Here is a 14,602-nt window from a genome sequence, read left to right as displayed (position 1 = left end):
ATGACAATCCGCATAGCGATAAATGGCTTTGGCCGTATTGGCCGTAGCGTTTTACGCGCATTGTATGAATCGGGTCGCCGGGCAGAAATTTCAGTAGTTGCTATTAATGAGTTGGCTAATGCACAAGGGATGGCCCATTTACTGAAGTATGACTCCAGCCATGGCCGGTTTGCCTGGGATGTTCGTCAGGAATGTGACAATTTGTACGTCGGTGACGATATCATCCGGCTGATACATCAGCCAGAAATAGAGCAGTTACCTTGGGGTGAGTTAGGAATTGATGTTGTTCTAGATTGTAGCGGCGTGTATGGCAGCCGTGCCGATGGCGAGGCTCATATTGCCTCCGGTGCCAAAAAGGTACTGTTTGCCCATCCTGGCGGCAATGATTTAGACGCAACAGTAGTCTATGGTGTAAACCATCAAGATTTACTGGCGGAGCACCGGATTGTTTCCAACGCTTCCTGTACCACGAACTGCATTATTCCTATTATTCAGTTGTTGGATATCGCTTATGGCATCGAGTCTGGCACTGTGACCACCATTCATTCATCAATGAATGATCAACCCGTTATCGATGCTTATCATCAGGATTTACGCCGTACCCGGGCAGCAAGTCAGTCAATTATCCCGGTTGATACTAAACTGGCGGCAGGGATTACCCGTATTTTTCCGAAGTTTTGTGACAGGTTTGAAGCTATCTCGGTACGGGTGCCAACCATCAACGTAACCGCTATCGATTTAAGCGTTAGCGTGACAAACCCGGTTGGTGTCGCTGAGGTTAACCAGCTTTTTCAAAAGGCAGCAAGAGGTTCATTTCGTGGTATAGTTGACTATACGGAATTACCCTTGGTGTCGACCGATTTTAACCATGATCCGCACAGTGCAATTGTCGATTGCACGCAGACTCGGGTCAGTGGGCAGCACCTGATTAAGACCTTGGTATGGTGCGATAACGAATGGGGTTTCGCCAATAGAATGTTGGATACGACATTGGCGATGGCCCGAAGTGGTTTCTAGTATGGCATGCTAACGTCTTGTTTTTCCGCAGTTTTACTGCGGTTATATCAGCGTTGATGTGCAGCTTATGCAACTTTAAAGAGAATCAACAAGAGGATTCACCATGTCTGTAATTAAGATGACCGATCTGGATCTGGCTGGCAAACGCGTGCTGATCCGTGCGGACCTCAATGTTCCGATAAAAGATGGCAAAGTGACTTCTGATGCGCGTATCCGTGCATCTCTGCCGACGATTGAAGCGGCACTGAAGCAAGGCGCTAAAGTAATGGTTACCTCTCACTTGGGTCGCCCGACCGAAGGCGAGTACAACGAAGAGTTCTCCTTGCTGCCAGTAGTTAACTACCTGAAAGACAAACTGTCTTCTCCGGTACGTCTGGCGAAAGACTATCTGGACGGCGTTGAAATTGCAGCAGGCGAGTTGGTTGTGCTGGAAAACGTTCGCTTTAACAAAGGCGAGAAGAAAGACGACGAAACGCTGTCTAAGAAATATGCGGCGCTGTGTGATGTCTATGTGATGGATGCGTTTGGTACTGCTCACCGTGCACAAGCTTCTACTCACGGTGTGGGTAAATTTGCCCCTATCGCCTGTGCCGGCCCGCTGTTGTCAGCAGAACTGGAAGCACTGGGTAAAGCGCTGGGTAACCCAGCACGCCCAATGGTTGCCATTGTGGGTGGTTCTAAAGTATCAACCAAACTGACCGTGCTTGGCGCACTGTCTAAAATCGCCGATCAACTGATTGTTGGTGGTGGTATCGCCAATACCTTCGTTGCAGCTCAAGGCAACAATGTCGGTAAATCTCTGTACGAAGCAGACCTGATTCCAGAAGCCAAGCGCCTGCTGGAAACTTGTGATATCCCGGTTCCTACCGATGTGCGTGTTGCAACCGAATTCTCTGAAACTGCTGTTGCGACACTGAAACCAGCTAACCAAATCAAAGATGACGAACAAATTCTTGATCTGGGCGACGAGTCTGCACAACGTCTGGCTGAGATCCTGAAAAATGCCAAAACCATTCTGTGGAATGGCCCGGTTGGTGTATTCGAGTTCCCTAATTTCCGTAAAGGGACCGAGATAGTCGCTCGTGCCATCGCAGAGAGTGACGCATTCTCTATCGCGGGCGGTGGTGACACTCTGGCAGCAATCGATCTGTTCGGTATTGCTGACCAAATCTCTTACATTTCTACCGGCGGTGGTGCATTCCTTGAGTTCGTAGAAGGGAAAAAACTGCCAGCGGTGGTGATGCTGGAAGAGCGCGCTAAGCAGTAATTTAGATAACGGGGGGCGAAAGCCGCCCGTTTCGCTTTTAGCTAATGAAGCTCGCGGGCTTTATACCCTAAATAATTCGAGTTGCAGGAAGGCGGCAACGAAATGAACTCAAGGAGTTGAGATAACTCAATGACTTGAGTGAATGATGGCAGCCAACGCACATGCAGTTTGAAGTATGACGGGTATAGGCGATTTACATTTAGGGCCTATCCTCACCGGATAGCTGCTATCTTCAGTCGACGAAACAGGACAACGTACATGTCTAAAATTTTTGATTTCGTAAAACCAGGTGTCATCACAGGTGATGACGTTCAGAAAGTGTTCGCAGTAGCCAAAGAGAACAACTTTGCTCTGCCAGCAGTTAACTGTGTCGGCACCGACTCTATTAACGCAGTGCTGGAAACAGCAGCCAAAGTGCGTGCGCCAGTTATCGTTCAGTTCTCTAACGGTGGTGCAGCATTTATCGCAGGTAAAGGCGTTAAAGCAGAAGGTCAGGGTGCTGCAATCCTGGGCGCTATCTCTGGTGCACATCATGTCCATCAGATGGCTGAACACTATGGTGTTCCTGTTATTCTGCACACCGACCATTGCGCCAAGAAATTGCTGCCATGGTTAGACGGCTTGTTGGACGCAGGTGAGAAACACTTTGCGGCTACCGGCAAACCACTGTTCTCTTCTCACATGATCGACCTGTCTGAAGAGTCCCTGGAAGAAAATATCGAAATTTGTAGCAAATACCTGACTCGCATGGCGAAACTGGGTATGACGCTGGAAATCGAACTGGGTTGCACCGGTGGTGAAGAAGATGGCGTGGACAACAGCCATATGGACGCATCTTCTCTGTATACTCAGCCACAAGATGTTGATTACGCTTACGAAAAACTGAACGCTATCAGCCCACGTTTCACCATCGCTGCCTCTTTCGGTAACGTACACGGTGTTTACAAGCCAGGTAACGTGAAACTGACCCCAACTATTCTGCGTGATTCTCAGGATTATGTTTCCAAGAAACACAATCTGCCGCACAACAGCTTGAACTTCGTATTCCACGGTGGTTCAGGTTCTACTGCTGCTGAAATCAAAGAAGCGGTTAGCTATGGCGTAGTTAAAATGAATATCGACACCGATACCCAATGGGCAACGTGGGAAGGTATTCTGGGCTACTACAAAAAGAACGAAGCTTATCTGCAAGGCCAGCTGGGTAACCCAGAAGGTGCTGACAAGCCGAACAAGAAATTCTACGACCCACGTGCGTGGCTGCGTGCTGCACAGGTGACTATGGTTGCTCGTCTGGAAAAAGCCTTTGAAGAACTGAACGCCAAAGACGTTCTGTAATTCGATACTGCTTTGACCGACTTAAAAGGCCCCTTGGGGCCTTTTTTTTTTGCAAAAAACGAATCTAACCTCATTTCCGCCGCCTTGATTGACTGAGTAGTCTGATATTTCAGCGTAAATTTCTCTGCCAAAATTGGCAACAGGCTCATTGTTAGTTACCCTAAACAGGCTGTCAGTTGTAGCCGTCAGCATTTTGCGGTGATTTTTTGCGTAATCTCTCCCGCAGGGAGCTTTTTGTAGGATGATTCAAATGGAAGAATTAAACGTAGTTGATGGTATCAATGAAGCGAGTACCTGGTTGGTGAATAACCAAGATTTGCTGATTCAATACGCGGTTAATCTGGTCGCAGCATTACTTATCTTAACCGTCGGTTCAATCATCGCCAAAATTGCGTCACGGATGCTTGGTCGGGTCATGAAGTTACGTGGCATTGATGTCACCGTCGCAGACTTCCTGGCAGCAATGGCGCGTTACAGCATTCTGGCTTTCACTATCGTTGCGGTGCTGGGACGTTTGGGTGTGCAGACTGCATCGGTGATTGCCGTTATCGGTGCCGCGGGTTTAGCTGTTGGTTTGGCGCTACAAGGCTCGCTATCAAACTTTGCCGCCGGAGTGCTGCTGGTGGCCTTCCGTCCATTTAAGGCAGGTGAATATGTCGATCTGGGCGGTGTAGCCGGTACTGTGGTTCAGGTGCAAATTTTCTCAACGACCCTACGGACGGTCGACGACAAAATCATCGTGGTACCCAACGGCAAAATTATTGCTAATAACATCATCAATACCAGCCGTGAACCGAATCGCCGTACCGATATGGTCATCGGTGTTGCCTATGATGCTGATATTGATGTGGTAAAGAAAGTGCTGGGTGACATCATTGCCGCAGATAAACGTATCATGCATGACAAAGGGGTTACCGTGCGTTTGAATGAGATGGCTGCCTCTTCCCTTAACTTCACGGTGCGCGTCTGGACTACCAATGGCGATGCGATGGATGTGTATTGGGATCTGATGGAAAACTTCAAGCGTGCGTTGGATGCTAACAAAATTGGCATTCCTTACCCGCAGATGGACGTGCATTTGCATCAGGTAGCAAAAACTGAGGCAGATTAGTCTGCGTACCTGAAGCTGTAGTGTTGTTTACAATTTGGCTATAGCCATGTCAAATCGGGTCGTTATCGGCCCGTTTTTTCCTTTTTCCATCCTTGTTTTCCCTCTTGCTTAGCCATTATTAGTTTTACTTATTATTGATAAGAAATATCAATTTCCTCTGATGCTGCTCTCCCCGTAATATGCTGCTAATTCCTCTCCAATTCTCTCGGCCCGTTTTGAGTATTATTTAAAGGTAACAGTATGTTAGCTGTCTATTTACAGGGCTTCGCCCTCAGTGCTGCGATGATTTTACCCCTCGGGCCACAAAATGCCTTTGTGATGAACCAGGGGATTAAGCGTCAGCACCATTTGATGAGTGCCTCACTTTGTGCGCTGAGTGACATTATCTTGATTTGTGCGGGGATCTTTGGCGGTAGTGCTTTGCTGAGCCGTTCGCCATTGTTACTGGCACTGGTCACATGGGGCGGTGTGGCTTTCCTGCTGTGGTACGGCTGGGGCGCATTGATGGCAGCCTGGCGTGGGAGGGGCTCCTCATCTGCAGCCGCAACCGGCGCGCAAGGGCGTTGGCCAATAGTTATAACCCTACTGGCGGTAACCTGGCTCAATCCGCATGTCTATCTCGATACCTTTGTGGTGCTCGGTAGCCTTGGCAGCCAGTTATTACCCGACTCCCGGCCTTGGTTCGCTTTGGGAGCCGTGAGTGCCTCTATTGCCTGGTTTTTTGCCCTCGCGCTATTGGCTGCGTGGTTATCACCGTGGCTTAACCGCTCAACGTCGCAGCGGGTGATTAATCTGTTGGTCGGAGGGGTAATGTGGTTTATTGCTTTTCAGCTAGCGCAACAAGCACTAAATCTGTGAGTTTTTATCATTAATCCGAATCCCATGATTCATAAGATATGCTACGGTTGATGTGTTAATCCGGTTACCGACAGCAAATTAATCACGCTGCCAATGAGATTCGAGTGAGTGTAATTAACTGCAAATGTATTTGTCGCTGATTGAATTCACTGGTTATCTAGCTGAGGTCGACTGAGTTGTCATAAATAATTTGCCATGTATATCTTAGGAGGCACTGTGAAGTTGAAGACATTGGCTTTGGCCGCAATGATGGGATTAGGGACGTTACCTTTGGCGCTACAAGTTCAGGCAGCCGAAGTGCCAGAAGGGCCGCATGTTGTCACCTCCGGTACCGCCAGTGTTGATGCGACACCGGATATTGCCACTATCGCTATTGAAGTCAGTGTATCTGCCAAAGATGCGGCAGATGCCAAAAAACAGGCGGATACCAGGGTCGCGCAATATTTTGATTTCTTACGTAAAAGTGGCATTGAAAAGAAAGATATCAATGCTGCCAATATTCGTACTCAACCTGAATACGATTACCAGAAAAGCGGTGAAGCGGTCTTGAAGGGATACCGTGCCGTGCGCCAGGTTCAGGTAACATTACGCCAACTGGATAAGTTGAATGAGCTGCTAGATGGTGCGCTGAAGTCTGGTCTAAACGAGATCCGTGCGGTGGAACTCGGGGTAGCAAACCCGGACACATACCGTGAGCAGGCGCGTAAAAAAGCCATTGAAAATGCTATCAGCCAGGCAGGATCATTGGCTGATGGATTCAAAGTTAAACTTGGGCCGGTCTACAGCATTCGTTACCACGTCGCTAACTACCAGCCTATGCCGGTAGCACGCATGTTTAAAAGCGCTGAAGCGGCACCAGCCACCGATGCCGCACAAACTTACGAACAGCAGACCATCCATTTTGATGATCAGGTTGATGTCGTGTTTGAACTCCAAACTGCGACCAGTACCGCTAAATAAATCAATCCTGCCGTAATACCTGACGCCCATAAGACAACAGGGCGTCAGTCACCTTTCTCATGGTTCTGCTTTCCGGTGCAAACCGGTGCCAGAACAGCATTCGTCGTTGCAGTAATCCTGGCGTCAGATTGATTAATTCGCCTGAAGCTAGCTCTTTCTCGATTTGCAGATGCGGGATCATACAACAGGTGGTTCCTTGTCGCGCTAACTGCACAAAAGCTTCGGAAGAGTTAACAATATGGCAGGGCACGCTGCCCGGTGATAAATCAAAGTTCTGCTGTAAAAACGCCTGATGCATATCATCCAGATGGTCAAACGCCACCGCTGGCGCTTTCAACAATGCCGAGCGGGTTACGCCATTAGGGAAATAACGCTCAGCGAAAGGTTTGGAGGCGACAAACAGGTAATCCAGCGCACCGAGTTGATCAACCAGACAACTGGGGAGCGGTTGAGGTTGGATACTGACAGCACCCACAACCTCGCCGCGACGTAACCGTTCCTGAGTTCGAGTCTCATCCTCGACTTGTAAATTCAGCCGGATAGGGGAATCAGCCAGCACCGGTTTCAATGCCGGTAGCAACCAGGTCGCCAAACTGTCGGCGTTCACTGCCAGCGACAATAACAGTGGTGTATCTCCGCCATTATCATTGCCCAGCCACTCTTCTTCCAGTAACTCAACCTGATGCAGTAACGCGAGCAGTTTCTGCCCTTGTTCGGTTGGCCGTGGTGGCACGGTGCGCACCAGCAGCGGTTGTCCGAACAGATTCTCCAACTGCTTGATGCGTTGAGATACCGCCGATTGGGTGATGCAAAGTTTTTGTGCAGCGCGTTCAAAACCGCGTTCACGGATCACCGCGTCCAGCGCTTGTAGCGTACGGTAGTCTGGGCGTTTCATCGGAGTCATCTCTCCAAATATTAAGTCGATACAGCACTATGCCACATTTTAGCCAGTTTGTTATGACAGGATGCCAAGGTGTCAGCCACAAATAAACCGGCATAACTGTGATCCGGCTAGAATTAACTACCACGCGAGTTGGCTTTATTCACACAATCACCACTGCGGATGCTCTATAATGACCTCAGGTTTTCTTTCACATCAAGGCGTGAACTTACCATGACTCAGGATGAACTTAAAAAAGCAGTGGGCTGGGCAGCATTAGATTATGTAAAACCTGGTACCATCGTTGGGGTCGGCACTGGCTCGACCGCAGCACATTTTATTGACGCACTTGGCTCCATCAAAGGCCAGATAGAGGGGGCGGTTTCCAGCTCTGATGCCTCTACTGCCAAACTGAAAAGTTACGGCATCCACGTATTCGATTGTAATGAAGTGGATGTATTGGATATCTATGTTGATGGCGCTGATGAAATTAACGACCAGATGCAGATGATCAAAGGCGGTGGTGCTGCGCTGACCCGCGAGAAAATCATTGCTGCTATTGCTCGTCAGTTTATCTGCATCGCGGATGCGTCCAAGCAGGTTGCTATACTGGGTAAGTTCCCGCTGCCGGTTGAAGTTATCCCAATGGCCCGCTCTTATGTGGCTCGTGAACTGGTTAAGCTGGGTGGCTTACCGGAGTATCGTCAGAACGTCCTGACTGATAACGGCAACGTTATTTTGGATGTCCACAATCTGAGTATTTTGGATGCCATTGCGTTAGAAAATAAAATCAATGGTATTGCCGGTGTCGTTACGGTCGGCCTATTTGCTAATCGGGGGGCTGATGTGGCACTGATTGGCACCGCCGACGGCGTTAAGACCATAAAATTAAAGTGATCGGTTAACTCGCTCTCAGGATGAGGTTCGCTACTTCATCCTGAAAGTTTTTTTGCCTTTAAATATCTTTTCTTAAAATCGCTAAATTTGGTGATATATATCACATTTCTTCATTTCGTTTTATTAACCTGCCATTAACCCTCTTCACGCCAGTTTTTTATTCCATAAATTAACATTGACACTGATTGTTATGCTGGCTGGCAGGCAATCGTTTGTATTGCTGCCCGCGTAATATTTGTTATGTTGACAGGGTGCTGACCGGATTCATTCGATAGCGGCAGCCACATCTGAAGTCTGAAAATAGGGTCGGGGACATGGCAAAAGTATCACTGGAGAAAGACAGAATTAAGTTTCTGTTAGTGGAAGGGGTGCACCAGAGCACGGTTGATAATCTGCGTGCTGCCGGATATAGCAATATTGAATATCATAAAGGTGCCTTAGACACCGAATCACTGAAAGCATCGATCAAAGATGCTCACTTCATCGGCATTCGATCGCGTACGCATCTGTCTGAAGAAGTTTTTGCGGCAGCAGAAAAATTAGTCGCGGTAGGTTGTTTCTGTATCGGTACCAATCAGGTTGATTTAAAAGCGGCTACCAAACGCGGTGTGCCGGTATTCAATGCACCTTTCTCCAATACCCGTTCGGTAGCTGAAATGGTACTGGGCGAGTTACTGCTGATGTTCCGAGGCATTCCATCGGCTAACGCCAAAGCTCACCGTGGTGAGTGGAACAAGCTGGCGGTGGGTTCCTATGAAGCCCGTGGCAAGAAGCTGGGCATTATCGGTTATGGTCATATCGGTACCCAACTCGGGATTCTGGCAGAGAGTGTCGGGATGAAAGTATTTTTCTACGATATCGAAAATAAACTGTCGTTAGGGAATGCACAGCAGGTGCGTCACCTGTCTGATCTACTGAATATGAGTGATGTGATTAGCCTGCATGTGCCGGAAAACCACTCCACTAAAAACATGATTGGCCCTGAACAGTTGGCTCTGATGAAGCCGGGTGCGATGCTGATTAACGCCTCACGCGGTACCGTGGTCGATATCCCGGCCTTATGTGATGCGTTGGCCAGCAATCATTTGGCAGGCGCGGCAATCGACGTATTCCCTGAAGAGCCTGCAACTAATAAGGACCCGTTCAATTCACCCTTGTGCGAGTTTGATAATGTGTTGCTAACACCACATATTGGTGGTTCCACTCAGGAAGCGCAGGAAAATATCGGTGATGAAGTGGCAGGTAAGCTGGCGAAGTATTCCGACAACGGCTCAACGCTGTCTGCGGTCAACTTCCCTGAGGTTTCTCTGCCTGCTCACGGCGATAATACCCGCCGTCTGTTGCATATCCATGAGAACCGCCCAGGCATCCTGACCAGCATTAACAAAATCTTTGCCGAACAGAATGTCAACATTGCGGCACAGTATCTGCAAACCAGTGCTGAAATCGGTTATGTCGTCATTGATGTTGAGACTGATGATGCGGAAAATGCAGAAAAAGCATTGCAGGCGATGAAGGCGATCCCGGGAACTATCCGTGCTCGTTTGCTTTACTAATAACTATTTGTATTGAATGACTAAACACCCGCTATCTATAAAATATCGGGTGTTTTTTTATTTTGCAGGATTATCTCTTACCACTGCCACACTTTTGTTGGTGTCACTATCTCTGGCAATGGTACATCCCAAAGCTCACAGGGCAAGTGCTCTACCCATTGGCAATCATGGGCCAGGCCAATAGGATAAGGGCGCCCTTGCTGCCAGTGTTGCAGCGTACGGTCATAAAAGCCACCACCCATACCTAAACGTTGCCCGAGGCTATCAAACGCCACTAACGGGGTTATTACCATATCCAATTGGTTTAGTGGCAGAACTTCTCGCACATCTAATTGTGGTTCAAGGATTTTCAGGCGATTACGGATAAGCGTGCTATCAGGGCGATAACGCAGAAATAATAAATTACCGGGGCTGAAAGGGTGCAAAACCGGCAGATAAACCTGTTTTTGTTGCTGCCATAGCAGCTCAATAATGGGGCGGGTATTGAGTTCACCATCGAAGGAGAGGAACACGGCAATGGTGTTAGCCTGACGGATTCTGTCATGCTCAGCGATATGCTTTGCCGCCAGATGCGCTGACTGATGCTGTTGTTCCGCAGTCAACAGACGCCGACGTTCACGAATCTCACTACGAATCTTTTGTCGCTCAAGGGCATATTGCGCAGTCAAAGGCATATTATTTATTCAAAAATATGTTGTTAATTTAAAGGATAATTTTTTGATTAAAAAGACATTTTATTGATTCGGAAGATATATTGCTGATGCCAGTAGACAGCCAATGTAAAACGAACGTGATAACCCCAAATGCTGGTTAATCGATAAAGAGAGGATCTCCGAGATGCCGCCGCAGGCTGTAACCCTTGAACCCATGGTTCAAGGTGAACGCAGCGTCGCAACCTTAAGGCTTCTCGGCGGACCGAGCATGCGCACCAGTTACGGAGTCACTACATTCTGTTGGTATTAAATATCGGCTCAGGGGACTGGCCCGCTGGCAAACACCTCAGAGAAATTTTTTACTCACTGCTGAATCTATCATTCAACAGAGATTTATTCAAACTGTGCATCCTGACGTTCAGAGATGCGACCTTGTTCAAGCAACGCCTGTTCAATGGTCTGTTGTAACATCCGAATACGTTGCTCCATATTGGATGCATAGTCACGGGTTTTCAACCTTTCCTGAGCTAATTCGTGACAGACATTCAATGCTGCGATAAAAACTAACTGCTCAGTATTTGTGACTCTAGTGCGAACTTTGAGATCTTGCAACCGTTGGTTAAGATCTTCTGCTGCCATGTTCAACGCGTCTTGTTGTTCTGGCGGACAATTGACTCTTAACGAGCGACCAAAAATTTGAATATCTACCGGTTGTGCAGACATGCCACCTTCCTGACTAATTTTCGCGCCAACCTTGTAAACCAGAGGCAAAATGCTCGTAGTTGCAAAGCGGGCGTCACTATATATATATCGATACCAAGATTCAACCCCTAATACCCGTTGGGTATTAGGGTCTAGCGCGTTGCGTTTTCTGGTATAGCGACCTTTCTTGGTGGTAGCATAACACGAACTTATCCTGCCAACGATGACCAATACGCATGTCTATAGAGAATACATTACCAACTTACCAATCACTTGCCTTGGCGTTAAGCCAGCAAGCGGTAGCATTAACCCCCGCAGAAATGCATGGCCTGATCAGCGGCATGCTCTGTGGTGGCAGTAAAGACAATGGCTGGCGCACGCTGGTACATGACCTGACCAATGAGGGCGTTGCCTTTTCACAAGCGTTGGGATTGCCGTTACAACAGTTACATGAAGCAACACAAGAAGCGCTGGAGAACGAAGGTTTTATGTTCCAGTTGCTTATCCCTGAAGGGGACGATATCTCGGTTTTTGACCGTGCTGACGCATTATCAGGTTGGGTCAACCATTTCCTGTTAGGTTTGGGTATGTTGCAACCGAAATTGGCGCAGGTGAAAGATGAAGTGGGTGAAGCCATTGATGATTTACGTAATATTGCCCAATTAGGCTACGACGAAGATGAAGATCAAGAAGAGCTGGCTCAATCATTAGAAGAAGTTATTGAGTATGTGCGTGTGGCGGCTATTTTGTGCCATATCGAATTTACTCAACAGAAGCCGACTGCACCAGAGATGCGTAAGCCAACACTACATTAAATGATATGGTGTAATATGTTGAATTAAGTCGATTAAATCGGATGTTCCAGGAGGGTGTGATGACTCAGCAAGAATACCAGAACCGCCGTCAGGCGCTGTTGGCGAAGATGGCCCCGGGCAGTGCAGCACTGTTTTTCGCCGCACCGGAGGCTACGCGCAGTGCGGATTCCGAATACCCTTATCGTCAGAATAGCGATTTTAGCTACCTGACGGGGTTCAATGAACCGGAGGCGGTGTTGATTCTGGTAAAAAGCGATGAGACCCATAACCACAGCGTGTTGTTTAACCGGGTGCGGGACTTAACCGCCGAGATCTGGTTTGGCCGCCGTTTAGGGCAAGATGCGGCCCCCCTCAAGTTAGGTGTTGACCGCGCATTATCCTTCGATGAAATCGACGAACAGCTCTATTTGTTGCTCAATCGCCTTGATGTGATTTATCACGCGCAGGGGCAATATGCTTATGCAGATAAAATTGTTTTTGCCGCGCTGGAAAGATTACGTAACGGTTTTCGTAAAAATTTACGTGCACCGGCCACGCTAACTGACTGGCGTCCATGGTTGCATGAAATGCGCCTGTTTAAGTCAGTTGAAGAAATTACTGTGATGCGCCGCGCCGGTGAAATCAGTGCGCTAGCCCATACTCGCGCGATGGAAAAATGTCGCCCAGGTATGTTTGAGTATCAGTTGGAAGGGGAGATTCTGCATGAGTTCACCCGCCATGGCGCGCGTTACCCGGCATATAACACTATCGTTGGCGGTGGTGAGAATGGCTGCATTTTGCATTACACCGAAAATGAGAGTGAATTGCAGGATGGTGAGTTAGTGCTGATTGATGCAGGTTGTGAATACCGTGGCTATGCCGGTGATATCACCCGCACCTTCCCGGTTAACGGCAAATTCACGCCAGCACAACGTGAGATTTATGACATCGTTCTGGCCTCGATTAATAAATCAATAGAATTGTTCCGCCCGGGTACCAGTATCCGCGAAGTCACCGAGGAGGTGGCGCGCATTATGATTACGGGTCTGGTTGGTTTGGGCATTCTAAAAGGTGATATCGAGCAATTGATCGCTGAAAAAGCGCATCGCCCCTTCTTTATGCATGGTTTAAGCCACTGGTTAGGATTGGATGTGCATGATGTCGGTGATTATACCAATAGTGACCGTGGCCGCATTTTGGAACCGGGAATGGTGCTGACCATTGAGCCGGGTCTCTATATCGCCCCAGATGCTGATGTACCGCCAGAATACCGTGGTATTGGTATTCGTATCGAAGATGACATCGTGATTACTGCTGACGGCAATGAAAATCTGACCGCCGGTGTGGTGAAAGATCCCGATGCCATTGAAGCCCTGATGGCGGCAGCGAGATAACTGATGAGCGTAATCATTGTTGGTGGTGGTATGGCCGGAGCAACTCTGGCGCTGGCTATTTCATCCCTCACCAAAGGGCGGGTACCGGTTGCTTTGGTTGAAGCACAACTTCCTGATAGCAGGCAGCATCCGGGTTTTGATGCCAGAGCGATTGCCTTGGCACAAGGCACCTGCCAACAACTGGAGCGCATTGGTATCTGGGCGCATCTGGTTGATTGTGCCACCGCCATTGAACATGTTCATGTTAGTGATAGCGGTCATTCGGGTTTTGTTAACTTACGCGCCGCTGATTATGGTGTTGCGGCACTGGGTAATGTTATTGAGCTACATGATGCCGGTAAAAGGCTGTTTGCCTTATTGCAGAAAGCGCCGGGAGTGACGCTGCATTGCCCGGCTAAAGTGGTAGATGTGGTTCGTACTGTTGCATCAGCCGGTGTGACGCTGGATAACGGCCAACAACTGAGTGCAAAGCTGCTAGTGGCAGCCGACGGATCTCATTCGGCACTGGCGCGGGCTTGTAATATTCAGTGGCAGCAGCAGGACTATCAACAGATCGCCGTGATTGCCAATATTACGACTTCCGAACTACCGGCAGGTCGGGCTTTTGAGCGTTTTACCCGCAATGGGCCGCTGGCATTATTACCGATGTCTGAAGGGCGTAGCTCGCTGGTCTGGTGTCACGCTAAACACGAAAAGCAGCAGGTCGATAGTTGGGATGACGCCCGTTTTGTGGCGCAATTGCAGCAAGCTTTTGGTTGGCGGTTGGGTAAAATTCTCCATGCGGGTAAGCGCTACAGCTACCCGCTGCAATTATTGACGGCTTCGCGCCATATCAGTCACCGTCTGGCGTTAGTGGGTAATGCGGCGCAAACACTGCATCCCATTGCCGGGCAGGGTTTCAATCTAGGGCTGCGTGATGTGATGTCGCTGGCTGAAACTATCGCGCAGGCGGAGGGCGACCCCGGTGAGTATGCGGTTCTCAGCCAATATCAGCAGCGGCGACAAGGGGATCAACAGGCGACTATTGGTGTCACTGATGGTTTAATTCGTCTGTTTGCCAATCGCTATGGGCCACTGGTGGTTGGGCGTAACCTTGCTCTGATGTCAATGGAGCTGATGCCTGCAATACGTGATACTTTCGCCCGGCAGACATTGGGATGGGTAGAGCGTTAGTATTT

14 protein-coding genes and 1 other RNA gene are annotated in these 14,602 nt (G+C 48.7%); 11 read left to right on the top strand and 4 right to left on the bottom strand.

Going from position 1 to position 14,602, the window contains the following annotated elements; translation table 11 throughout:
- From epd to ACWJJO_RS18175, 6 genes are all read left to right on the top strand, one after another.
- A complete protein-coding gene (epd, locus tag ACWJJO_RS18200; RefSeq protein WP_083162725.1) occupies positions 1-1,017 on the top strand; it encodes an erythrose-4-phosphate dehydrogenase in 1,017 nt (338 codons plus the stop codon).
- Between the two features lie 103 nt (positions 1,018-1,120).
- Complete coding sequence (gene pgk, locus ACWJJO_RS18195; RefSeq protein ID WP_050086390.1) at positions 1,121-2,284, top strand: phosphoglycerate kinase; 1,164 nt, start codon at positions 1,121-1,123, stop codon at positions 2,282-2,284.
- 258 nt (positions 2,285-2,542) lie between these two features.
- A complete protein-coding gene (gene fbaA, locus ACWJJO_RS18190; RefSeq protein ID WP_005192802.1) occupies positions 2,543-3,619 on the top strand; it encodes a class II fructose-bisphosphate aldolase in 1,077 nt (358 codons plus the stop codon).
- 250 nt (positions 3,620-3,869) lie between these two features.
- Positions 3,870-4,730 (top strand): small-conductance mechanosensitive channel MscS, encoded by an 861-nt coding sequence (gene mscS, locus ACWJJO_RS18185; protein ID WP_083162727.1) that lies wholly within the window; start codon positions 3,870-3,872, stop codon positions 4,728-4,730.
- A 240-nt stretch (positions 4,731-4,970) separates the two neighbouring features.
- Positions 4,971-5,588, top strand: coding sequence for an arginine exporter ArgO (gene argO / locus ACWJJO_RS18180; RefSeq protein WP_481091328.1), 618 nt, complete (start codon positions 4,971-4,973; stop codon positions 5,586-5,588).
- 216 nt (positions 5,589-5,804) lie between these two features.
- Entirely contained in the window at positions 5,805-6,548 is a 744-nt protein-coding gene (locus ACWJJO_RS18175; protein ID WP_083162731.1) for an oxidative stress defense protein, read from the top strand.
- Between the two features lies 1 nt (position 6,549).
- Here ACWJJO_RS18175 and ACWJJO_RS18170 read toward each other — a convergent pair whose 3' ends face one another.
- A complete protein-coding gene (locus ACWJJO_RS18170; RefSeq protein ID WP_005163344.1) occupies positions 6,550-7,443 on the bottom strand; it encodes a LysR family transcriptional regulator ArgP in 894 nt (297 codons plus the stop codon).
- A gap of 219 nt (positions 7,444-7,662) precedes the next feature.
- On the opposite strand from ACWJJO_RS18170, the gene rpiA reads away from it, so the two are divergent.
- The gene (gene rpiA, locus ACWJJO_RS18165; RefSeq protein ID WP_083162733.1) at positions 7,663-8,325 is read left to right on the top strand and encodes a ribose-5-phosphate isomerase RpiA; all 663 of its coding nucleotides are present in this window, start codon (positions 7,663-7,665) and stop codon (positions 8,323-8,325) included.
- A gap of 314 nt (positions 8,326-8,639) precedes the next feature.
- Entirely contained in the window at positions 8,640-9,881 is a 1,242-nt protein-coding gene (gene serA, locus ACWJJO_RS18160; protein WP_083162735.1) for a phosphoglycerate dehydrogenase, read from the top strand.
- Positions 9,882-9,958: 77 nt separating this feature from the next.
- Here the strand turns inward: serA and ACWJJO_RS18155 are convergent, their stop codons facing one another.
- From ACWJJO_RS18155 to zapA, 3 genes are all read right to left on the bottom strand, one after another.
- Entirely contained in the window at positions 9,959-10,555 is a 597-nt protein-coding gene (locus tag ACWJJO_RS18155; RefSeq protein ID WP_372560647.1) for a 5-formyltetrahydrofolate cyclo-ligase, read from the bottom strand.
- A 151-nt stretch (positions 10,556-10,706) separates the two neighbouring features.
- A non-coding RNA gene (ssrS, locus tag ACWJJO_RS18150) (6S RNA) lies at positions 10,707-10,890 on the bottom strand.
- Positions 10,891-10,927: 37 nt separating this feature from the next.
- Positions 10,928-11,257, bottom strand: coding sequence for a cell division protein ZapA (gene zapA / locus ACWJJO_RS18145; RefSeq protein ID WP_004706812.1), 330 nt, complete (start codon positions 11,255-11,257; stop codon positions 10,928-10,930).
- A 215-nt stretch (positions 11,258-11,472) separates the two neighbouring features.
- Here zapA and ACWJJO_RS18140 point away from each other — a divergent pair, with 215 nt between their 5' ends.
- Genes ACWJJO_RS18140 through ubiH form a run of 3 tightly spaced genes read left to right on the top strand, consistent with a single transcriptional unit; the run spans position 11,473 to position 14,597 of the window.
- On the top strand, positions 11,473-12,051 hold the full coding sequence (locus ACWJJO_RS18140) for a YecA/YgfB family protein (protein WP_083162739.1): 579 nt from the start codon (positions 11,473-11,475) through the stop codon (positions 12,049-12,051).
- Positions 12,052-12,110: 59 nt separating this feature from the next.
- Positions 12,111-13,424: a Xaa-Pro aminopeptidase gene (gene pepP / locus ACWJJO_RS18135; protein WP_083162741.1), complete on the top strand. Its 1,314-nt coding sequence runs from the start codon at positions 12,111-12,113 to the stop codon at positions 13,422-13,424.
- A 3-nt stretch (positions 13,425-13,427) separates the two neighbouring features.
- Positions 13,428-14,597, top strand: coding sequence for a 2-octaprenyl-6-methoxyphenyl hydroxylase (gene ubiH / locus ACWJJO_RS18130; protein WP_083162743.1), 1,170 nt, complete (start codon positions 13,428-13,430; stop codon positions 14,595-14,597).
- The last annotated feature ends 5 nt before the right edge of the window (positions 14,598-14,602 follow it).

Source organism: Yersinia antarctica (assembly GCF_056636475.1).
The sequence above is the reverse complement of the archived record's forward strand: the minus strand, read 5'-3'. Positions and strand labels throughout refer to the sequence as shown.

What these genes read in the sequence shown, in the direction of transcription:
- epd (WP_083162725.1), top strand. Translation starts at nt 1, where the DNA reads ATGACAATCCGCATAGCGATAAATGGCTTTGGCCGTATTGGCCGTAGC.
- pgk (WP_050086390.1), top strand. Translation starts at nt 1,121, where the DNA reads ATGTCTGTAATTAAGATGACCGATCTGGATCTGGCTGGCAAACGCGTG.
- fbaA (WP_005192802.1), top strand. Translation starts at nt 2,543, where the DNA reads ATGTCTAAAATTTTTGATTTCGTAAAACCAGGTGTCATCACAGGTGAT.
- mscS (WP_083162727.1), top strand. Translation starts at nt 3,870, where the DNA reads ATGGAAGAATTAAACGTAGTTGATGGTATCAATGAAGCGAGTACCTGG.
- argO (WP_481091328.1), top strand. Translation starts at nt 4,971, where the DNA reads ATGTTAGCTGTCTATTTACAGGGCTTCGCCCTCAGTGCTGCGATGATT.
- ACWJJO_RS18170 (WP_005163344.1), bottom strand. Translation starts at nt 7,443, where the DNA reads ATGAAACGCCCAGACTACCGTACGCTACAAGCGCTGGACGCGGTGATC.
- rpiA (WP_083162733.1), top strand. Translation starts at nt 7,663, where the DNA reads ATGACTCAGGATGAACTTAAAAAAGCAGTGGGCTGGGCAGCATTAGAT.
- serA (WP_083162735.1), top strand. Translation starts at nt 8,640, where the DNA reads ATGGCAAAAGTATCACTGGAGAAAGACAGAATTAAGTTTCTGTTAGTG.
- ACWJJO_RS18155 (WP_372560647.1), bottom strand. Translation starts at nt 10,555, where the DNA reads ATGCCTTTGACTGCGCAATATGCCCTTGAGCGACAAAAGATTCGTAGT.
- zapA (WP_004706812.1), bottom strand. Translation starts at nt 11,257, where the DNA reads ATGTCTGCACAACCGGTAGATATTCAAATTTTTGGTCGCTCGTTAAGA.
- ACWJJO_RS18140 (WP_083162739.1), top strand. Translation starts at nt 11,473, where the DNA reads ATGTCTATAGAGAATACATTACCAACTTACCAATCACTTGCCTTGGCG.
- pepP (WP_083162741.1), top strand. Translation starts at nt 12,111, where the DNA reads ATGACTCAGCAAGAATACCAGAACCGCCGTCAGGCGCTGTTGGCGAAG.
- ubiH (WP_083162743.1), top strand. Translation starts at nt 13,428, where the DNA reads ATGAGCGTAATCATTGTTGGTGGTGGTATGGCCGGAGCAACTCTGGCG.